The 20,034-nt window shown below is 31.6% G+C and carries 20 protein-coding genes; 14 read left to right on the plus strand and 6 right to left on the minus strand.

Annotation, left to right across the window (positions count from 1 at the left end):
* Positions 1 to 124 precede the first annotated feature (124 nt).
* Positions 125 to 1,177 (plus strand): TlpA family protein disulfide reductase, encoded by a 1,053-nt coding sequence (locus LY08_RS05330; protein ID WP_111659416.1) that lies wholly within the window; start codon positions 125 to 127, stop codon positions 1,175 to 1,177.
* A gap of 78 nt (positions 1,178 to 1,255) precedes the next feature.
* Here LY08_RS05330 and LY08_RS05335 read toward each other — a convergent pair whose 3' ends face one another.
* Entirely contained in the window at positions 1,256 to 2,809 is a 1,554-nt protein-coding gene (locus tag LY08_RS05335; RefSeq protein WP_111659417.1) for an NAD(P)H-hydrate dehydratase, read from the minus strand.
* A 228-nt stretch (positions 2,810 to 3,037) separates the two neighbouring features.
* Between LY08_RS05335 and thrA the strand changes: the two genes are divergently transcribed.
* From thrA to LY08_RS05355, 4 genes are all read left to right on the plus strand, one after another.
* On the plus strand, positions 3,038 to 5,479 hold the full coding sequence (gene thrA / locus LY08_RS05340) for a bifunctional aspartate kinase/homoserine dehydrogenase I (protein ID WP_111659418.1): 2,442 nt from the start codon (positions 3,038 to 3,040) through the stop codon (positions 5,477 to 5,479).
* Between the two features lie 143 nt (positions 5,480 to 5,622).
* On the plus strand, positions 5,623 to 6,552 hold the full coding sequence (locus LY08_RS05345; RefSeq protein ID WP_111659419.1) for a homoserine kinase: 930 nt from the start codon (positions 5,623 to 5,625) through the stop codon (positions 6,550 to 6,552).
* 199 nt (positions 6,553 to 6,751) lie between these two features.
* Positions 6,752 to 8,044 (plus strand): threonine synthase, encoded by a 1,293-nt coding sequence (gene thrC / locus LY08_RS05350; protein ID WP_111659420.1) that lies wholly within the window; start codon positions 6,752 to 6,754, stop codon positions 8,042 to 8,044.
* Positions 8,045 to 8,053: 9 nt separating this feature from the next.
* Complete coding sequence (locus tag LY08_RS05355; RefSeq protein ID WP_111659421.1) at positions 8,054 to 8,434, plus strand: VOC family protein; 381 nt, start codon at positions 8,054 to 8,056, stop codon at positions 8,432 to 8,434.
* Positions 8,435 to 8,553: 119 nt separating this feature from the next.
* On the opposite strand, the gene LY08_RS05360 is transcribed toward LY08_RS05355, so the two are convergent.
* Positions 8,554 to 9,024 (minus strand): hypothetical protein, encoded by a 471-nt coding sequence (locus LY08_RS05360; protein WP_111659422.1) that lies wholly within the window; start codon positions 9,022 to 9,024, stop codon positions 8,554 to 8,556.
* Positions 9,025 to 9,261: 237 nt separating this feature from the next.
* Here LY08_RS05360 and LY08_RS13670 point away from each other — a divergent pair, with 237 nt between their 5' ends.
* The 5 genes from LY08_RS13670 to LY08_RS05385 all read left to right on the plus strand — a co-directional run bounded on the left by LY08_RS13670 (position 9,262) and on the right by LY08_RS05385 (position 12,767).
* Positions 9,262 to 9,459: a transposase gene (locus LY08_RS13670; protein ID WP_394341192.1), complete on the plus strand. Its 198-nt coding sequence runs from the start codon at positions 9,262 to 9,264 to the stop codon at positions 9,457 to 9,459.
* A gap of 184 nt (positions 9,460 to 9,643) precedes the next feature.
* The gene (gene gcvT / locus LY08_RS05370) at positions 9,644 to 10,714 is read left to right on the plus strand and encodes a glycine cleavage system aminomethyltransferase GcvT (RefSeq protein WP_111659424.1); all 1,071 of its coding nucleotides are present in this window, start codon (positions 9,644 to 9,646) and stop codon (positions 10,712 to 10,714) included.
* A gap of 122 nt (positions 10,715 to 10,836) precedes the next feature.
* Positions 10,837 to 11,670, plus strand: coding sequence for a sugar nucleotide-binding protein (locus tag LY08_RS05375; RefSeq protein ID WP_111659425.1), 834 nt, complete (start codon positions 10,837 to 10,839; stop codon positions 11,668 to 11,670).
* Positions 11,671 to 11,695: 25 nt separating this feature from the next.
* Entirely contained in the window at positions 11,696 to 11,989 is a 294-nt protein-coding gene (locus LY08_RS05380) for a 4a-hydroxytetrahydrobiopterin dehydratase (protein ID WP_111659426.1), read from the plus strand.
* A 61-nt stretch (positions 11,990 to 12,050) separates the two neighbouring features.
* Positions 12,051 to 12,767 (plus strand): YebC/PmpR family DNA-binding transcriptional regulator, encoded by a 717-nt coding sequence (locus LY08_RS05385; RefSeq protein WP_111659427.1) that lies wholly within the window; start codon positions 12,051 to 12,053, stop codon positions 12,765 to 12,767.
* 67 nt (positions 12,768 to 12,834) lie between these two features.
* On the opposite strand, the gene LY08_RS05390 is transcribed toward LY08_RS05385, so the two are convergent.
* Positions 12,835 to 13,350, minus strand: coding sequence for a hypothetical protein (locus LY08_RS05390; protein WP_111659428.1), 516 nt, complete (start codon positions 13,348 to 13,350; stop codon positions 12,835 to 12,837).
* 72 nt (positions 13,351 to 13,422) lie between these two features.
* Positions 13,423 to 13,878 carry a thioredoxin-dependent thiol peroxidase gene (gene bcp / locus LY08_RS05395; protein WP_111659429.1) on the minus strand — a complete coding sequence of 152 codons (456 nt, stop codon included), beginning with the start codon at positions 13,876 to 13,878 and terminating at the stop codon, positions 13,423 to 13,425.
* Between the two features lie 135 nt (positions 13,879 to 14,013).
* Between bcp and LY08_RS05400 the strand changes: the two genes are divergently transcribed.
* The gene (locus LY08_RS05400; RefSeq protein ID WP_111659430.1) at positions 14,014 to 14,661 is read left to right on the plus strand and encodes an endonuclease III domain-containing protein; all 648 of its coding nucleotides are present in this window, start codon (positions 14,014 to 14,016) and stop codon (positions 14,659 to 14,661) included.
* 35 nt (positions 14,662 to 14,696) lie between these two features.
* On the opposite strand, the gene LY08_RS13555 is transcribed toward LY08_RS05400, so the two are convergent.
* The gene (locus tag LY08_RS13555; protein WP_170120601.1) at positions 14,697 to 14,852 is read right to left on the minus strand and encodes a hypothetical protein; all 156 of its coding nucleotides are present in this window, start codon (positions 14,850 to 14,852) and stop codon (positions 14,697 to 14,699) included.
* A 55-nt stretch (positions 14,853 to 14,907) separates the two neighbouring features.
* Positions 14,908 to 15,492 carry an RNA polymerase sigma factor gene (locus tag LY08_RS05405; RefSeq protein WP_111659618.1) on the minus strand — a complete coding sequence of 195 codons (585 nt, stop codon included), beginning with the start codon at positions 15,490 to 15,492 and terminating at the stop codon, positions 14,908 to 14,910.
* 235 nt (positions 15,493 to 15,727) lie between these two features.
* Here LY08_RS05405 and uvrA point away from each other — a divergent pair, with 235 nt between their 5' ends.
* The 3 genes from uvrA to LY08_RS05420 all read left to right on the plus strand — a co-directional run bounded on the left by uvrA (position 15,728) and on the right by LY08_RS05420 (position 19,984).
* Positions 15,728 to 18,511, plus strand: coding sequence for an excinuclease ABC subunit UvrA (gene uvrA / locus LY08_RS05410; protein ID WP_111659431.1), 2,784 nt, complete (start codon positions 15,728 to 15,730; stop codon positions 18,509 to 18,511).
* A 43-nt stretch (positions 18,512 to 18,554) separates the two neighbouring features.
* Positions 18,555 to 19,142, plus strand: a complete 588-nt coding sequence (locus tag LY08_RS05415; RefSeq protein WP_111659432.1) for a hypothetical protein — start codon at positions 18,555 to 18,557, stop codon at positions 19,140 to 19,142.
* A gap of 140 nt (positions 19,143 to 19,282) precedes the next feature.
* The gene (locus LY08_RS05420) at positions 19,283 to 19,984 is read left to right on the plus strand and encodes a hypothetical protein (protein ID WP_111659433.1); all 702 of its coding nucleotides are present in this window, start codon (positions 19,283 to 19,285) and stop codon (positions 19,982 to 19,984) included.
* The last annotated feature ends 50 nt before the right edge of the window (positions 19,985 to 20,034 follow it).

Raw genomic sequence — 20,034 nt, forward strand, 5'->3', positions numbered from 1 at the left:
TTTTTTATCTCTTTTCAAAAATCAACATTACAAGAATAATATGCAAGGATTTGTTAATAATTAAACAAAATCTTTAAAACTAGTTTTATTCTCTATATTTTTGGGGAAAATTAAAACTAAAACAATGAAAAAACTATTAATTTGTCTAGCAACATTATCCATTATTGCTTGCAAAAAAGAAGCACCAAAAGATTATGCAACCTTTTCTGGTAAAATAGAAAACAAAAACAGTGATTCTTTAGTTGTTTATCAAGGAAGAACATTTAATAAAACTATTAAAGTTAATGAAGATGGTACTTTTAGTGACACTTTAAAGGTTAACCCAGGATTATATGGCGTATATGATGGGAAAAGCCAAACCTACGTTTTTTTAGAAAACGACATGGATGTTAAAATGACAATAGATGCTAAAGATTTTAAAGAATCTGCTTCATTTTCTGGTAAAGGTGCAGAAAAATCTAATTTTTTAATCGAAAAAAATAAATTTGAAGATAAGCTAGTAGATATTGAAGCTTTAAAAAGCTTAGATTCAGCTGGATTAGAAAGCAAAATAGAAGACATTAAAAAACAAATGTTAGCGTTTTATGATAAAAATAAAGCTGTAGATTCTACTATCATTGCTAATTCAATTAAACAAGTTGAACCTAATTTAAATGGTTTAAAAAGTTATGTTTTAGGAAGTATAAAACTTAAAGAGCAGTTTCCTGTTGGGTCACCATCTCCTACTTTTGAAAACTACGAAAACTTTAAAGGCGGAACAACATCTTTATCTGACTTAAAAGGTAAATATGTGTATATAGATGTTTGGGCTACTTGGTGTGGACCTTGTATTGGCGAAATCCCTGCTTTACAAGCATTAGAAAAAGATTACGAAGGAAAAAATATTGCTTTTGTAAGTATATCTACAGATAATGGAAGAGGTTACAGAGCTAACAGTAAAGAAGAATCTTTTGCATTAGCAAAAGAAGGTTGGAGAAAAATGATTGAAGACAAAGAGATGAGTGGTATTCAGTTATTTTCTGATAAAGCATTTGAATCTGATTTTGTAACGGGTTACAAAATTAACTCGATTCCAAGATTTATTTTAATCGATCCAAATGGTAATATAGCAGATGCAGATGCACCAAGACCATCGTATCCAAACATCAAAGCTTATTTTGATGCTTACGGAATCTAAAAAATAATATTACATAATACAAAAAGCGAACTTTTTAAGTTCGCTTTTTTTTATAAATAATACTACACTTTATAGAGGTTAATTTTCTTCCTCACCTGCCTCTTCCACTTGTGGTGGTTCTGGTTGTTTAAATAAATCTAAATAAGCTAATGGAATACCTTCAATAACATGACTGGCTATAAAACTTTGATAACCTAACTCTTCTACTAATAAATCTGCCGATTTACCATGTAAATACACTCCAAAAATAGTAGCAGCTAACGCATCATAACCTTGTGCTATTAACCCAGTTATCATTCCTGTTAACACATCTCCAGTTCCTGCAGTAGCTAGACTTGGATTTCCTGTAGCGTTTACATATAATTTATCACCATAAACAGTAATGGTATTAGCTCCTTTTATAACAACAATACATTTGTATTTTTTAGATAAAGCTTTTGTTTTTTTAAGCTTATCAAAATCGTCTGTCCACTTCCCTATTAAACCTTCCAACTCTTTTGGATGTGGTGTTAACACAGTGTTTTCAGGTAGTGATTTTAATAGTGCTTTCTTTTTAGCCAATATATTTATTCCATCTGCATCAATTACTAATGGTTTGGTGTTTGTTTTTAAAAAAGCTTCAAAAGCAGAAATTGTTTTGGCATCCGTTCCAGCTCCTACTCCAAATGCCACAGCATCAGGCGTTATATTAAAATCTATTTTAGTAATTTTTTCATCGTTTACATCACTTATAACCATTGCTTCGGGAAAGCTAGATTGTAAAGGAATGTAGCCACATTTAGGCATATAAGCGGTCACTTTTCCTGCTCCAATGGTTAAAACTCCTCGACTGGCAAGTGTGACTGCACCAATTTTTCCATAACTTCCGCCTATAACTAAGGCATGACCAAAATGACCTTTATGACTGTACTTTTCTCTTGGTTTGTAAATTGGTAAAACTTCGTTTTTACCTATTAAATCTGCTTCTGTTGGTGTAGTAAATAAATATTCTGGGTCTATACCAATATCTAAAACTTCCCATTGTACTGTATATTTAGCAGTTTCTGGTAAAAAGAAAACCAATTTTGGAGTCTGAAAACTTAACGTATAACCTGCATTAACTACACATTCTTCATCCTTGGGCACAGCATCTGTTTCTAATCCAGAGGGCACATCAATAGATAACACAAATGCTTTTGTAGCTCTAAAATGATTAAATAATTGCTTCACCCAAGTCACAATGGGTCTATTTAATCCAATACCAAAAATGGCATCAACAATGATATCTTTTTCGTCTATTTCTGGTAATTCCTTAGCATCATTAAGTAATATAGGCCAGTCTTTTGTTGTGCCTTTAATGCGCTCGTAATTAATTAAAAAGTCTTTAGATCTAGTTTTACTATAGTTAACTATATAAGTTTTTACATTATAACCATGAGTAATTAAATGCCTAGCAACTACTAATCCATCTCCACCATTGTTACCAATACCACAAAACACATGAATTGGTACTTGTGCACCTTGCATACGTAAATGCAACCAATTAAAAATTTGTGTACCTGCACGCTCCATCAACTCGGTAGAAGTAATTCCTTGTTTTTTAGCGGTTAACGCATCACCTTCATAAATTTGTTCTTTAGAAAATATTTTCATTTTTAATAAAATAATGGCTATTAATTATCAATCTCATAAAAATTGACCTTAGGTTTTTTTCATAAAAGTAAAAGTAATACATTTGGTAAGTATAGACGCATAAAATGAAAAAAACACATACTATTTTTACATCAATTATGACCATTACCCTTTTGGGTTAATCGCTATATATTCCTTCCGTTTGGGTAGTTATTAAACACTACAAGTCCCATAGTAAATATAAAAAAAATGAAAGTATTAAAATTTGGCGGAACCTCTGTAGGTTCAGCACAAAACATAAAAAGAGTTATCGATATTCTTCAAAAAGAAGCACTAACTAGTCCAATAGTTTGTGTAGTTTCTGCAATTGGAGGAATTACTGATAAATTGTTACAGGCTGGTGAATTAGCTAAACAAAAAAATGAAGAGTATTTGACAGTATTTGACACTATTAAATCCATTCATTTTAAAGCTATTGAAGAATTAGCGCCTAATGCTGAATCTATTCTAACAGATGTAGAGGCTAAATTTAACGATTTAAAGCAACTACTAAATGGTATTTATTTAATTAACGAATTATCGCCAAAAACCTCAGATAAGCTAGTCAGTTTTGGTGAGCTACTATCTTCTTTTATCATTGCTAAAACAATGGAAAAGATGGGTATAAATGCAGTTTTAAAAAACAGTCAAGAGTTAATTATTACCAATTCTAATTTCACAAAAGCAGAAGTTAACTACGAAGTGACTAATAAAAATATAACCGACTATTTTAATAAAGCAAATCAGCAAATTACTATACTTCCAGGTTTTGTGTCAAAATCACAATTGGGTGAAACTACAACTTTAGGTCGTGGTGGATCGGACTTTACTGCTGCTATAATTGCTGCTGCTTTAACAGTAGAGCAATTAGAAATCTGGACAGACGTTAGTGGTATGTACACTACCAATCCAAAATTAGTAAAGCAAGCCTATCCTATTGCCAATTTATCGTATCAAGAGGCAATGGAATTGTCTCATTTTGGAGCAAAAGTATTATACCCTCCAACAGTTCAACCTGTTTTAGATTTAGCTATTCCAATACATATTAAAAACACGTTACAACCAGAAGCAACTGGTACTATTATTTCTAATCAAAATAATGGTAGTAATCTAACGGTTAAAGGCATTAGCCATATAGATAACGTTGCTTTATTAACCTTAGAAGGTAGCGGAATGGTTGGTATTCCTGGGTTTTCAAAGCGCTTGTTTGAAACTATTGCTAACGAAAAAATCAATATTATATTTATAACTCAAGCGTCTTCAGAGCATTCGATTTGTTTTGGGATTGATGAAAGCAATGCAGAACAAGCAGAACAAGCCATAAATTCTACCTTTGAAAACGAAATCTCTTTACATAAAATTAATCCTATTACTGTAGAAAAAGGCTTATCCATTATAGCCTTAATTGGTGACAATATGAAAAGTCATCAAGGTATTAGTGGTAAATTATTTAGCACGCTTGGCAAAAACAATATTAATGTAAGAGCTATTGCGCAAGGTGCTTCAGAAAAAAACATCTCTGCTGTAATCAATGCAAGTGATGTAAAAAAAGCTTTAAATAGTGTTCACGAACGCTTTTTTGAAGTTAACACCAAACAGTTAAATGTATTTATTACTGGTATTGGTAATGTAGGCGAAAAACTAATCGATCAAATCCAACAACAGCATTCTTTTTTAAAGAAAAACTTAAAATTGGATGTCAAAATCGTAGGTATGGCCAATTCAAGAAAAATGATTTTCAATCCAAAGGGAATTGATTTAAACAATTGGGCTGCACAGTTTCATCATGCAGATCCATCTAGTATAGAAGGCTTTTATCAAAAGGTTATCGAGCTAAATTTAAGAAATAGCATTTTTGTAGATATTACTGCAAACCATGATGTTTCTAAAGTTTACGAAAACTATTTAAAGCAAAGTGTTGCTGTGGTTGCTTGTAATAAAATAGCCTGCTCTGGTAGTTATGCCGAGTATAAAAATTTACAAGATTTATCGCTTAAATACAATGCGCCATTTTTATACGAAACTAATGTTGGTGCAGGATTACCAATAATTAACACGCTAAATAATTTAGTTGCATCTGGTGATAAAGTTATAAGTATTCAGGCTGTATTGTCTGGAAGCTTAAATTTTGTGTTTAATAATTTTAGCGATAAAAAGAATTTTCATGATACCGTAAAGCAAGCACAATTTGAAGGGTACACAGAACCAGATCCTCGTATTGATTTAAGCGGAATTGATGTAGCTAGAAAAATATTAATATTAGCTCGTGAAAACGGAGTACCAATGGAAATAGAAGACATTGTGAATGAGTCGTTTTTAACTAAAGCCAATTTAGAAAGCGATTCTGTAGATGACTTTTATGAAACTTTAATTGCAGACGAGGCTCATTTTCAAAAGCTATACGCATCTGCAAAAGCAAATAATTGTCAGTTAAAATATGTTGCAGAATATAAAAATGGGAAAGCAAAAGTAGGCTTACAAGAAGTGCCAGAAGGTCATCCGTTTTACAATTTAAAAGGAAAGGACAATATTGTCATGTTTTACACACAACGCTACCCAGAACAACCATTAATTGTTAAAGGTGCTGGTGCTGGAGCAGATGTTACTGCATCTGGTTTGTTTGCAGATATTATCAGAATTGGAAATAAATAAAATAAGTTTACAGTGTTCAGTTACAGTAGGCAGTGACTCACTCAAATAAATACTTTTGTGAGGTTTTAAAAACCTAGTAGATATTAAAAATAAAAATAACGCTTTCGCGGAAATTATCATTCGTGAATTCGTGGTAATAAAAAATGAATCAAATTAAAATATTTTCACCTGCAACAGTAGCTAACGTCTCTTGTGGCTTTGATGTCTTAGGCTTTTGCTTAGACACTATTGGTGACGACATGGTGATTAGAAAAACGACTGAAAAAGGGATTAGAATCTCTAAAATTGTTGGAGCTGATTTACCTTTTGAAGCTGATAAGAATGTTGCAAGTGTGTCGGCTTTAGCCTTATATAATGATGCGCAACCAGATTGTGGTTTTGAGATTGATATCTACAAAAACATAAAACCTGGAAGCGGAATTGGAAGCAGTTCTGCGAGTGCTTCTGGTAGTGTATTTGCTATTAATGAGTTATTAGGACGACCATATAATAAGACACAACTCACCCAATTTGCTATGAAAGGTGAAGCTATTGCTAGTGGTTGTGAGCATGCAGATAATATTGCACCAGGAATTTTTGGTGGTTTCACTTTAGTTAAAAGCACAACACCTTTACAAGTGTTACAATTACCAACACCTGACAATTTATATGCAACTATCATTCATCCGCAAATAGAAATAAAAACGTCTGAAGCACGTGCTATTTTACCTAAAAACATTCCGTTACAAAATGCCATAACCCAATGGTCTAATGTTGGAAGTTTGGTACACGCGTTACACACCAATGATTACAAACTTTTAAGCGATTCGCTTAATGATGTGGTAGTAGAACCTTACAGAAGTCAATTGATTCCGCATTTTGATGTGGTTAAAGCTGAAGCCATAAAAGTTGGAGCATTAGGCGCAGGAATTTCGGGTTCTGGCCCTTCCATTTTCGCCTTATCTAAAAGTAAAATAACTGCTGAAGCTGTTGCTGAAGCCATGCAAAATATATATTCTAAAACAGATATTAGTTTTAATACTTATGTGTCTAAAATTAATACAGAAGGGATTAGAGTAATGAAAAACGAATAATTTATAATGAATTTGTCAATCTGAACGTAATGAAGAGCAAAAAAATCTTCGACAAGCTCAGACTGACAACAGGGTTAAATTTGTCTTTTAATAATTGTTTATCATGTCATTTATAAATACAATTTTGAAAACTTATGTCACACTGAGCTTGTCGAAGTGTTGACAAATCAATTAAACTGAATTAACAAAAACTCAAGTAATGAATTACTACAGTCTCAACCATAAAGCACCAAACACCACGTTTAAAGATGCAGTCGTCAAAGGATTAGCACCAGATAAAGGCTTATATTTTCCTGAACGTATTACACCTTTACCTGCTTCATTTTTTGAAAATATTGATGATTTATGTTATAACGAGATTGCTTTTGAAGCCTTACAACAATTTGTCTCACCAGATATCCCAAAGGACGTATTAAAAACCATTATTGAAGAAACCTTGTCGTTTGATTTTCCTGTGGTAAAATTAAACGATACTATTTCTACTTTAGAGTTGTTTCATGGACCAACTATGGCGTTTAAAGATGTTGGCGCACGATTTATGGCAAGATGTTTAGGCTATTTTAATCAAAATAACACTAACGAAGTAACTGTTTTAGTAGCCACTTCTGGAGATACAGGTGGTGCAGTAGCCAATGGTTTTTTGGGAGTTAAAGGTGTTAATGTTGTTATCCTCTACCCTTCTGGAAAAGTCAGTGAGATACAAGAAAAACAACTCACTACTTTAGGTCAAAACATAAAAGCATTAGAAGTCGATGGTGTTTTTGACGATTGTCAAGACATGGTTAAACGTGCGTTTTTAGATGAAGAATTAACTAGCATAATGCAATTAACCTCTGCAAATTCTATAAATGTAGCACGTTGGTTACCACAACTGCTTTACTTTATGTTTGCATACAAGCAGTTACATAAATCTCATAAAGATATTGTATTTTCTGTACCAAGCGGAAATTTTGGAAACGTTTGCGCAGGTATGATGGCACAACAATTAGGCTTACCTATCAAACATTTTATTGCGTCTAATAACCAAAATAACGTTGTAACTAATTATCTAAAAACAGAAATTTATAATCCTAAACCATCTGTTCAAACCATTAGTAATGCTATGGATGTTGGTAATCCTAGTAATTTTATCCGTATACAGGAAATCTATAACAACAACTTTAATAATTTAAAGGACAATTTATCCTCATATAGTTTTACAGACAACGAAACTAAGGTTGCTTTAAAAGAGATATACAACAACTACAATTACGTAGCAGATCCACATGGAGCAGTTGGATATTTAGGATGTAAAGCCTATTTAAAATCTAATCCTAATGCACATTGTGTGTTTTTAGAAACTGCACACCCAACTAAGTTTTTAGATGTCGTTGAAGACGTTATTACAGAAAAACAACCGTTACCAAAGCAAATACAATCGGTTATGGGTAAAGAGAAAGTGGCGACTAAAATTAGTAGTTACAACCATTTAAAAGCATTATTATTAAAGTAATTAACCACTATGACTTTTAGTTTAAATCATATAGCACTTTCTGTACAAGATGTCAATCAGTCTATAGATTTTTATAAAAAGGTGTTTCAACTACAAGAGATTGAAAATACAGCTTCAAATTCAAAAACTAGATGGTTATCGTTTGAAGATGGTAGTCAATTACACCTTATACCAAGACCAGAATTAAAGGTTAAAACCAATAAAGCAGTTCATTTTGCGTTGTCAACGCCTTATTTTGAAGCATTCATAATACATCTTAACAATCTAGAAGTAGCCTATTCAGATTGGAAAAACACACCCAATAAAGATTATATTAGAAACGATGGTGTATTACAAGTGTATTTTCAAGATCCAGATGGTTATTGGATAGAGGTTAATAATGCTGTTTAACTTTTTATTATTTGAACTTATGGATATGATTAACAGACTTCGAGATTATACTCAAATTAATAACCTCCTCTTCTCCTACACATTTTAAGCCAAAACAGCTTTAACTTAATTGTAAATAGTTATCCCCAAATTACAAGATCACAATTTGTATTATCACTCACACATTCACTCATCAAATCACGCATTAATTGATTGTAACAATCTCTAAGACTAGCACCTTCCATTCCCAAGCATTCATCAACTCTATCATTTATATTTTCTTCAGTCATGGTAAATACATTACTAACTTTTTGGCTTTCTGCTCCAGCATAAACAGCAGAAACTTTACCGTCACCTTTTACAACTAATAACCAGCGTATTTCTATAACCTTACCTGTTTTATCAGCAAAATTCTCTTTTCCTTTATAGGTTTTTAATTTTGTTAAATTCTTTTCAGATGTTGTAGTAGTCGTAAAATTCATTTCACCAAAATGTTTTTTTACTTCTTGTGATACACTACCTAAATTTTTTGTACCTCCACATCCTATAAATAAGATACTTAAGAATAATAATGCATAGACGTAAATTGAATTTTTTATTGAATTTTTCATTTTTATTATTTTTAATATGATTTACTTTATAGAGTAACTCGGATAAATTAATAGAAAGTAAAATTACAGCAATTGATTTTTATAAAAGATGAATAAAACAGACTTAATAGGACACAATTAGACTAATCCAGTATTATTGCGTATATTAATTTTATTATGATATCTAATATTTTCCTTGTATATCAAATTATAGCATAATTGATTAATTAATTCAATTTATAGATTTATTAATAATCTATATTTAAATCTAGAGTAGTTATGCAGTATAATCAAGTTAAAACCAGACAACAAATTGCAATTGAATATGGCATTTCACCTCGTACACTTAGAAGGTGGCTAAAGCAAAATAATATTATTTTACCATGCAGATTACTTTGTCCTAAAGAACAAAGCATTATCTATAAAACATTTGGTTATCCAGGTTTGACACTTTAAGACAAAAAAATATATAATGCTTTCAAAAAGTTTTACTTACTTCTTTTATTTGTTAATTTCAAATACAAAAAAACTTTAACGTCTTATTAAATTGATTCCTAAATACAACTCAATATTTTTCAATACTTTTGTTTGACTAAATTTTACAATATTTCCGCTTGACGGTAAAACAAAAATATATTTAATGAAAAATACAGCCTTAACAGCTACTCACGAAGCACTTGGTGCAAAAATGGTTCCTTTTGCAGGTTACAATATGCCTGTACAATATGATGGTGTAAACATAGAACACGAAGCAGTTAGAACAGATTGTGGTGTCTTTGACGTATCACATATGGGAGAGTTTTTAATCTCTGGACCACATGCGTTAGATTTAATACAAAGTGTATCAAGTAACGATGCCTCAAAACTAACCGTTGGTAAAGCACAGTATAGTTGTTTGCCTAATGATACTGGAGGAATTGTAGACGACTTAATTATCTATAAAATTAAAGAAGAGCAATACTTACTAGTAGTTAATGCTAGTAATATCGAAAAGGATTGGAACTGGATTAGCTCTAAAAACACGGTTGGTGCAGAGATGCGCGATTTGTCCGAAGATTACTCCTTACTTGCTATTCAAGGTCCAAATGCAGTACAAAAAATGCAAGCTTTATCCAGCTTAGATTTGTCAGCCATTAAATTTTATAACTTTGAAGTAGGTGATTTTGCAGGTATCGAGCATGTTATAATATCTGCAACTGGATATACTGGAAGTGGTGGTTTTGAAATCTATTGTAAAAACAACGAAGTCAAACAAATTTGGGATAAAGTGGTAGACGCTGGAGCAAAACCAATCGGTTTGGCTGCACGTGATACCTTACGTTTAGAAATGGGTTATTGCTTGTATGGTAATGATATTGACGAAACCACTTCGCCTCTAGAAGCTGGTTTAGGTTGGGTAACTAAGTTTACTAAAAAGTTTACAAATAGCGAAGCTTTAGAAGACCAAAAACGTCGTGGTGTTGACCGTAAGTTAGTCGCTTTTGAGTTAGACGAACGTGGTATCCCAAGACAAGGTTATGATATTGTAGATGGACAAGGAAAAAAAATTGGAGAGGTAACATCAGGTACCATGTCACCAATGCTAAATAAAGGTATAGGCTTAGGGTATGTACCAACTGTTTTTGCAGATGTTAACAGTAAAATCAATATCCAGATTCGTAAAAACGCAGTTCCAGCAACGGTTGTAAAATTGCCATTTTATAAAGGGTAAAATTATAATTTAAAAGATTTGTCAGTTTGAGCCTGTCGAAAACTAAACAGTATTACATAAATGTAAAAGACTTCGACACGCTCAGTCTGACATTTTACGTTTATTTGACGTTATAGTTATTAATGAGGAAGAAAAAAGATAACAAACATCGTATACTAATTCTTGGAGCCAGTGGGTTTTTAGGTCAAGCCATCTATAAAGAACTCTGTGGTTATTTTAGAACGTTTGGTACCTATTGTAGAGATAATCGTGCGTTTAGTAAAAACCAACATTACTTTCAATATAACATTGAAGAAGACGATATTTTTGAAATCTTAGATATTGTAAACCCTACCATCATTATTTCTGCTATTCGTGGTAATTTTTCGGCACAAGTGATTGCGCATTATCATATTGCAGAATATATCTTAGCAACCAATAGTAAATTAATTTTCTTGTCGTCTGCTAATGTGTTTGATGCGTATAGTAAATTCCCGAGTTACGAGGATGATAAAACATTAAGTCATAGCATGTATGGGCATTTTAAAATTAAAATAGAAAACATGCTGTTACGCTTGCCAAAAGCACATGTAGCCATTATTAGACTTCCCATGGTTTTTGGAGCACATTCACCAAGATTACAAGAAATAAAGCTTCATTTAAGAGAAAAACTGCCTATTGAGGTGTTTCCTAATTTGATAATGAATGTGACTACAGACTCTAAAGTCACACAGCAAATTCATTATATGATTAACAGAAATAAATCTGGTATTTTTCATTTAGGTAGTCAAGATTTGGTACATCACGACGATTTTATAAGAGAAATAATTTTATCTCTTGGTATAAAAAACCCTTTATTTAAACAAGTATTTACCACTAACGACGATAGATATTTAGCTGTTTTACCAAAATTAAATAAGCTTCCTAAACATTTGCAATTATTAAGTCAAGATATTTTAAACGAATTAGAAGTTTAAATTTCTTATTTTTAAATAAAAAAACATGTCAGTACTTACACAAACAGAAATTGAACAACGCTTATTAGGATTGCCAGAATGGGAATACTATGATAATGCGATACACGCCGAATTTGAATTCGAAAATTTTAAAGATTGCTTTAGCGCAATGAGCAGAATGGCTTTTGAGTGTGAAGCTCTAAACCATCATCCTGAATGGACTAACGAGTATAATGTGCTTAAAATTACACTTACAACACATGATGCTGGAGGTGTCACAGATAAAGATTTTAAACTTGCGTTAGCAATAGAACATATTGTTGAAGAGGACGAAGAATAGCTAATTACATTCACTTATTTTTTTAAATTTGTGACACAAATAAAAATATAACAAACTAATTATGGGAAGAGCTTTTGAGTTTAGAAAAGCACGTAAAATGAAGCGTTGGTCAGCAATGAGCAAAGCCTTTACACGAATTGGAAAAGATATTGTAATGGCAGTTAAAGAAGGTGGACCAGATCCAGCTAGTAACTCGCGTTTAAGAGCTGTCATACAAAATGCCAAAGCAGTAAATATGCCTAAGGATAATGTAGAGCGTGCTATAAAAAAAGCAAGCGATAAAAGTCAAGGCGATTTTAAAGAAGTAATTTTTGAAGGCTATGCTCCACATGGTATTGCAGTATTAGTAGAAACTGCTACAGATAACAACACACGTACTGTTGCTAATGTAAGAAGCTATTTTAATAAATGTGATGGAAGTTTAGGGACTTCAGGTTCTGTGGTTTTTATGTTTGATCATACCTGTAATTTTAGAGTTAATGCAGAAGGATTAGATGCAGAAGAATTAGAATTAGAATTTATTGATTTTGGTGCTGAAGAAGTATTTGTAGATGATGATGGCATTTTAATCTATGCGCCTTTTGAGAGTTTTGGTGCTATTCAAGCAGAATTAGAGCGTCGTGAGATAGAAATATTATCTTCTGGTTTTGAGCGTATACCGCAAGTTACTAAACCATTAACTCCAGAACAAGCTGCAGATGTAGAAAAACTTCTAGAAAAATTAGAAGAAGATGATGATGTTCAAAACGTCTATCATACCATGGAAGAAACTGAGTAATCTCCATTATATCATATTAAAAAAGCGACCCAATGGGTCGCTTTTTTAATGTTATAGTGTATTAAGATTAGAATGTAAATTCATAACCTAAACTAACAGAATTATATTGTACATCAGAATTTAAATCTGTGTATGTTACATTTATACCAGAACAATCTGAGATTTGAAAACCTAATTTTGGTCTGTAAATAAAACCACCATCTCCTAAACCGTAAGCATATCCTAAATCACTTCCAAAATAAAACTTTCCAGTATCATTATATATTCTAAAAGTACCACATAAAGAGACATACCCTTTAGTAAAATTAGTACTTATGGTTTTATTATCGTTAGTAGATATTTTTGTTAATCCTAAGTCTAGTCCAACTTTAAAATTATTAGCAATTGGAGTTAAATACGTGAAGTCAAAAGAATAATTTGTAGCAAAACGCTCTCTAGACATATCGTCTCCAGCAGTTGTCCCAATGCTTAATCTTAATTTAACATCATCAGTCTTTGGCGACTCTTGTTCTGTCATGTCCTCTTGTGCAAAAGCATTTACAGATAAAAAAGCTATAAATACTAGCGAAATAATTTTTTTCATATTTAAGGGTTAATTTAGTTTAGTTCACGCTAATTTAAACTTTTTTAATTACTATTAAAATTTAATTAAACATTAAAGCGCTAAAATTTGTGCTGCATGATCTTTAGTTTTCACCTTATCAATCACATGAGCTACTACTCCATTTTCATCGATTAAAAATGTTTTACGATGGATACCATCGTATTCTCTGCCCATAAACTTTTTTAAACCCCAAACACCAAAAGCATTAATAACTTCTTTGTTTTCATCTGCTAAAAGTGGAAAAGGAAAATTGTATTTAGTTTTAAAATTAGCTTGACGCTTTTCAGAATCTGCACTTACACCCAAAATTTCATACCCTTTATCTTGTAAAGCTTTATAGTTATCTGTTAAGTTACAAGCTTCAGCAGTACAACCTGGTGTACTAGCTTTAGGGTAGAAAAAAACCACTAATTTTTTTCCTTTATAATCTGATAATGACACTGGATTTCCGTCTTGATCATTAACTGTAAAATTTGGTACTGTGTCTCCTTGCTTTAATGTATTCATTTTTAATTCTTATTTATTAAATAGTTTAGATGGAATTTGCTTAACAATAATATGTATTACAATAAAAAACTATTGTTATGCTCATTTCATAGTCGTAATTTTGGTTTTAATTGTTATCTCTCAAAAATACAACTAATGACTAAGCAAGAAAAGGTAGATTTTGTTATAAATACGTTAAATCGTTTATACCCAGAAATCCCAATACCCTTAGACCATAAAGATCCTTATACGTTATTAGTTGCTGTGTTATTATCTGCGCAATGTACAGATGTACGTGTTAATCAAATTACACCTTTATTGTTTGCAAAAGCTGATAATCCGTATGATATGATTAAAATGAGTCAGGAGGAAATTAAAGAGATTATCAAACCCTGTGGATTGTCACCCATGAAAAGTAAAGGTATTTATGGCTTGTCTCATATTTTAATTGATAAGTATGATGGCAAAGTCCCACAATCTTTTGAAGCTTTAGAAGCCTTACCAGCTGTAGGACATAAAACTGCAAGTGTTGTTATGAGTCAAGCTTTTGGTGTACCTGCTTTTCCTGTAGATACACATATACATAGATTAATGTATCGTTGGAATTTAAGCAATGGAAAAAACGTACAACAAACAGAAAAAGATGCTAAACGCTTATTTCCAAAAGAATTATGGAATGATCTTCATCTTCAAATTATTTGGTATGGTCGTGAGTATTCTCCTGCTAGAGGTTGGGATTTAGAAAAAGATATTATTACTAAAACTATTGGCAGAGCTTCTGTTTTAAAAGCCTATTATAAATAAAAACGTCCTAATTTTTATTAGGACGTTTTCAAAGTTTAGTTTTGAAGTGCTTCAAACTTCAAATTTTTATAATTTATAACACTTAAAGCCTTAGAGTAATTAAGAATAAAACTTACCGTTTCTTCTTTTGGATTCAATTTTAAATCTTGTTTTTTAGGGGTTTCCGAATGTTTAGAGTAAAGTTTTGCCATTATTTGTGTTTAAGGTTCAAACAGATAACGAGCTAACTTTTACTTTATTGTATTTTTAATTTGTTAATACAATATTGTGTTTTTCAATCACCTTTCTCATATTAATTAAAGCATAACGCATTCGTCCTAAAGCTGTATTAATACTAACTCCAGTACGCTCTGAGATTTCTTTAAAACTCATATCGTTATACATACGCATCATTAATACTTCTTTTTGATCCTCGGGTAATTCTTCTATCAATCTACGTACATCTGCTTCAACTTGTTCTTTAACCATTGTTCTTTCTGCATTTAAAGAACTATCACTAATCACAGAAAAAATATTAAACTCGCCAGAATTATCAAATTTGGGCATTCTTTTATTTTTTCTAAAATGGTCAATAACTAAATTATGTGCTATACGCATAACCCAAGGTAAAAATTTACCTTCTTCGTTATATTTTCCTCGTTTTAAGGTACGAATAACCTTGATAAAAGTGTCCTGAAAAACATCTTCAGTAACATCTCTGTCGTATACTTTGGAATAAATAAAACTGTAAATACGTTGTTTGTGTCTAGTAATTAAAACTTCTAAAGCAGCTTCATCTCCTTTAATATAGTTGCTAACAAGAACAGCGTCTGTGATTGTTTCTTTTTGCATAATCATTACTTTTAAGGCGCCAAAAACAGGTATTGGCTTGGGGTTTATAAATTAAAAAGTAATGTTTTACTATAGGCAAAAAGCTTAATTAGGTTATTGATATGCTCCAAATATAACAACAATCATTCCGAAAAAACAAAAAAAATCTAAAGTTTTAACATTTTATTGCACAATAATCTGTTTTAATAGGTCCTCAAGTTATGTTATCTTTGCATACTTATTCCTAAAAACAACTATGAGTACTACGCTTTCCGAAGTAAATCCCAAAGAAAACATCATCATTAAAGGTGCTAAATTGCATAATCTTAAAAATATAGATGTTGTTATTCCTAGAAGAAAACTAGTTGTCATTACAGGTTTATCTGGTTCTGGAAAGTCAAGCTTAGCTTTTGATACGTTATATGCTGAAGGACAGAGACGTTACGTAGAAAGCTTATCTAGCTACGCTAGACAGTTTTTAGGACGATTAAACAAACCCAAAGTAGATTACATTAAAGGTATTGCTCCTGCTATTGCTATAGAGCAAAAAGTAAATAGCACTAATCCAAGGTCTACGGTTGGTACCACTACAGAAATATATGATTATTTAAAACTATTATTTGCTAGAATTGGACATACCTACTCTCCTATTTCTGGTCAAGAGGTAAAAAAAGATACCGTTACCGATGTTTTAAATTATATTAAAACCTTACCTGAAGGCGAAAAATTATTACTGTTATCTCCTATAATTTTAGAGGAAGGTCGGGAATTGCAAGACAAACTTAAAGCCTTAAATGCTCAAGGTTACGCAAGGATAAAAGCTAATAACAAAGTTTTCCGTCTAGATGAAGCTAACAGTTTAAAACATGCTAAAGATTTATTTTTAGTTGTGGATAGAATTGTCACTAAAAATGATGAAGATTTTTATAATAGACTTGCAGATGCTGTACAAACTGCTTTTTTTGAAGGCAAAGGTAATTGTTACATAGAAACATTAGCTGATAATACCATTAGACATTTTAGCAATAAATTTGAATTGGATGGTATCGACTTCTTAGAGCCCAATGTGCATTTATTTAGTTTTAATAATCCCTATGGAGCTTGTCCTAAATGTGAAGGTTATGGCGATGTTATTGGTATTGATGACGATTTAGTGGTTCCTAATACTGCACTTTCAGTTTATGAAAATGCTATTTTTCCTTGGCGAGGAGAAAGCATGAGTTGGTACAAAGACCAATTGGTGAATAATTCGCATAAATTTGATTTCCCTATACATAAACCCTATTTTGAGTTAAGTGAAAAACACAAAAACCTAATTTGGGAAGGTAACCAATACTTTGAGGGATTAAATAGCTTTTTTGCTGAGCTTGAAAGCAAAGCGTATAAAATACAAAACCGTGTGATGCTATCGCGTTACAGAGGAAAAACCAAGTGTAAAACTTGTAATGGTAAACGATTACGCAAAGAAGCAAATTACGTAAAAATTGGAAATGCAACTATAACAGATTTAGTTGAGCTTCCATTAAATAAGTTAGCTAACTTTTTTAATCAATTAGAACTAAACGATTACGACACTAAAATTGCTGAGCGTTTATTAGTTGAAATCAAAAACCGATTAAGCTTCTTACATAATGTAGGGTTGGATTATTTAACCCTAAACAGAAAATCTAATACTTTATCTGGTGGTGAGAGTCAGCGTATAAATTTAGCAACATCCTTAGGAAGTAGCTTAGTAGGCTCTATGTACATATTAGATGAACCTAGTATTGGATTACACCCTAAAGACACTGAGCGTTTAATACTAGTTTTAAAATCCTTGCGCGATTTAGGCAATACGGTTATTGTAGTGGAGCATGATGAGGACATCATGAAAGAAGCCGACCAAATTATTGATATTGGTCCAGAAGCAGGAACATTTGGTGGCGAAGTAGTTGCAACAGGAACGTATAAAGATATTTTAAAATCTAAGTCTTTAACTGCCCAATACTTAAATGAAACTCTAAAAATAGAAGTCCCTAAACAACGTCGAACTAGTAAATATAGTGTTGATGTTATTGGTGCTAGAGAAAATAACTTAAAAAATATTAATGTTAGTTTTCCTTTAGAAATGCTAACCGTTATTACTGGTGTTTCTGGAAGTGGTAAAAGTACTTTAGTTAAAAAAATATTGTATCCTGCAATACAAAAGCAACTTACTGGTTTTAGTGACAAAGCTGGGCAGTTTACAGAATTGCAAGGTAACTATAGCAATATTCAAAATATCGAGTTTATTGATCAAAACCCAATTGGACGATCATCACGCTCAAACCCTGTAACTTATGTTAAAGCTTATGACGATATTAGAGCGTTATATGCTAAACAAAAACTAAGCACAATCCGTAATTATGCTGCTAAGCACTTTAGTTTTAATGTGGATGGTGGACGATGTGAGACCTGTAAAGGTGAAGGCGAAGTCACTATCGAGATGCAATTTATGGCAGATGTCCATTTAGAATGCGAGACTTGTAAAGGCAAGCGTTTTAAAAAGGATGTTTTAGAAGTTACTTTTGCTGATAAAAACATTGATGATATTTTAAACCTTACTATCGATGATGCGATTGCTTTTTTTGACATTAATGGAGCAAGCAAAATTAAGAATAAACTACAACCGCTTCAAGATGTTGGTTTAGGTTATGTAACTTTAGGACAAAGCTCTTCTACCCTGTCTGGTGGTGAAGCACAGCGTATTAAGTTAGCTACCTTTTTAGGTAAAGGAAATACTAAAGCCAAAACATTATTTATTTTTGATGAGCCTACAACTGGGTTACATTTTCATGATATTCAAAAATTATTAAAATCCTTTTATGCATTAATAGCCAAAGGACATTCTATTATTGTTGTAGAGCATAATTTAGAGCTTATTAAATGCGCAGATCATATTATTGATTTAGGTCCTGAAGGTGGTGAAAATGGTGGGCATTTAGTTGCTTTTGGTACTCCGGAAGAAGTGATTAAAGTTAAAGCTAGTGTGACAGGTCAATATTTAAAAGAAAAGTTGTAACAAATTTATTTAATCTTCTACTTATTATTGTTAAGTATCTAAAATGAAAGACTTTAGTATTGAAGATATAAAAAACAATGTGTCAACCAAACCTTTAAGAAGTCTTGGCTCTAATATTGTTACGCATCGATTACAAAAAGTAAAAGACGGTTATGCCTATAAACCTACTTTCCTATTAGTTTCAGCTTATTTATTAATGTTTTTGATTGGTTTAGTATTAGTTGGTTATGCCATTTTTAAAATGGTAACTACCAATTCCTTTTCAATTTTAGAAGAAAGCTATATTATGACTGGAATTGGAATTCTATTTTTTATAATTGGTATCTATATTGTTTACTCTTTATTTATCCCAATAAAATTTGATACTTCCATTAATAGATTTTACAGAAGTTTTAATACCAATCACAAAAAAAAGAGTGCTCATTTTAAAGATATTGTTGCCCTACAAATTTTAGGCGAGCTAGTCCCAAATGGAGAATCTAATGAAAACGAATATAAAAGTTACGAAGTCAATTTAGTTTTACAGGATGGATCTAGAATCAACTTAATTGATTATACTAACTTAGATAGCATAACAAAAGACACTAATACATTAAGTACTTTTTTAAATGTTCCTATTTGGAAAGTATAAATTATTAGACTACTCTACACCCTTCAAACCACCAACAAAATCAACGCTTTTCAAGTTTGGCACAGCTATTGAAACTAATTAGTCAAAATAGCGATAGCCGAAACGCTTAATTAGTAGGCAAAATCTAAATCCTTAATACTATGAAAAAATTAGTACTATTATTTACAGGTTTGTTAATGGGATTAACAACCGTAACAGCAGAAGTTAAATCTGCATCGCAAGGTGAAGATTTAGTATCAAACAGAAATCATTTTGTACAACCAATCTTGTTTGTAGAACGTGGTGTTGAATTTTTAATCTTTCCAGACGGAAGCTTTGATTTTAATACGCAACTAGATTACACTCAAGGTGATAATTATTACAGAAGAAATACTACAAGACGTAGATCTGTAAATGCAACCTTTGGTGCACCAGGAACACGTGTAACCTTTTCTAATCCAAGAGATAGAGGAATGATTATTTTACATGACAGAAGCGGAAAAGTTAGACGTATTGGTAATGTGTTTTTAAATTATAACAGATTTGATCAAATTAAACGTGTTGGTTCTGTATACATAGGTTATAACAAAAGAGGTCTTGTCAATCAAATTGGTGGCATGCAATTAAAATACAACAAACGTGGTAAATTAATTAAAGTAAAAGGTCATGTTAACAGATATAATGCAAATTGTGGCTTTTGCGGAATTACTGGATGTGATGCAGATCATATAGGTGGTCATAACCATAATGATTTTGATGACGACTTTGATTTTGATTACAATGATAATGATGATTATTACTATTACAGAAATGGTAAAAAAATGAAGAAGCCAAAAATTAAAAATTACAATAAAAAGAAGTAATCTTCAATAGCTTCATAAAACCCAATAAATATAAGTTTATTGGGTTTTTT

The sequence above is a fragment of the Olleya aquimaris genome (genome assembly GCF_003259525.1).
GTDB classification, from domain to species: Bacteria; Bacteroidota; Bacteroidia; order Flavobacteriales; family Flavobacteriaceae; genus Olleya; species Olleya aquimaris.

What these genes read in the sequence shown, in the direction of transcription:
- LY08_RS05330 (WP_111659416.1), top strand. Translation starts at nt 125, where the DNA reads ATGAAAAAACTATTAATTTGTCTAGCAACATTATCCATTATTGCTTGC.
- LY08_RS05335 (WP_111659417.1), bottom strand. Translation starts at nt 2,809, where the DNA reads ATGAAAATATTTTCTAAAGAACAAATTTATGAAGGTGATGCGTTAACC.
- thrA (WP_111659418.1), top strand. Translation starts at nt 3,038, where the DNA reads ATGAAAGTATTAAAATTTGGCGGAACCTCTGTAGGTTCAGCACAAAAC.
- LY08_RS05345 (WP_111659419.1), top strand. Translation starts at nt 5,623, where the DNA reads ATGAATCAAATTAAAATATTTTCACCTGCAACAGTAGCTAACGTCTCT.
- thrC (WP_111659420.1), top strand. Translation starts at nt 6,752, where the DNA reads ATGAATTACTACAGTCTCAACCATAAAGCACCAAACACCACGTTTAAA.
- LY08_RS05355 (WP_111659421.1), top strand. Translation starts at nt 8,054, where the DNA reads ATGACTTTTAGTTTAAATCATATAGCACTTTCTGTACAAGATGTCAAT.
- LY08_RS05360 (WP_111659422.1), bottom strand. Translation starts at nt 9,024, where the DNA reads ATGAAAAATTCAATAAAAAATTCAATTTACGTCTATGCATTATTATTC.
- gcvT (WP_111659424.1), top strand. Translation starts at nt 9,644, where the DNA reads ATGAAAAATACAGCCTTAACAGCTACTCACGAAGCACTTGGTGCAAAA.
- LY08_RS05375 (WP_111659425.1), top strand. Translation starts at nt 10,837, where the DNA reads ATGAGGAAGAAAAAAGATAACAAACATCGTATACTAATTCTTGGAGCC.
- LY08_RS05380 (WP_111659426.1), top strand. Translation starts at nt 11,696, where the DNA reads ATGTCAGTACTTACACAAACAGAAATTGAACAACGCTTATTAGGATTG.
- LY08_RS05385 (WP_111659427.1), top strand. Translation starts at nt 12,051, where the DNA reads ATGGGAAGAGCTTTTGAGTTTAGAAAAGCACGTAAAATGAAGCGTTGG.
- LY08_RS05390 (WP_111659428.1), bottom strand. Translation starts at nt 13,350, where the DNA reads ATGAAAAAAATTATTTCGCTAGTATTTATAGCTTTTTTATCTGTAAAT.
- bcp (WP_111659429.1), bottom strand. Translation starts at nt 13,878, where the DNA reads ATGAATACATTAAAGCAAGGAGACACAGTACCAAATTTTACAGTTAAT.
- LY08_RS05400 (WP_111659430.1), top strand. Translation starts at nt 14,014, where the DNA reads ATGACTAAGCAAGAAAAGGTAGATTTTGTTATAAATACGTTAAATCGT.
- LY08_RS13555 (WP_170120601.1), bottom strand. Translation starts at nt 14,852, where the DNA reads ATGGCAAAACTTTACTCTAAACATTCGGAAACCCCTAAAAAACAAGAT.
- LY08_RS05405 (WP_111659618.1), bottom strand. Translation starts at nt 15,492, where the DNA reads ATGCAAAAAGAAACAATCACAGACGCTGTTCTTGTTAGCAACTATATT.
- uvrA (WP_111659431.1), top strand. Translation starts at nt 15,728, where the DNA reads ATGAGTACTACGCTTTCCGAAGTAAATCCCAAAGAAAACATCATCATT.
- LY08_RS05415 (WP_111659432.1), top strand. Translation starts at nt 18,555, where the DNA reads ATGAAAGACTTTAGTATTGAAGATATAAAAAACAATGTGTCAACCAAA.
- LY08_RS05420 (WP_111659433.1), top strand. Translation starts at nt 19,283, where the DNA reads ATGAAAAAATTAGTACTATTATTTACAGGTTTGTTAATGGGATTAACA.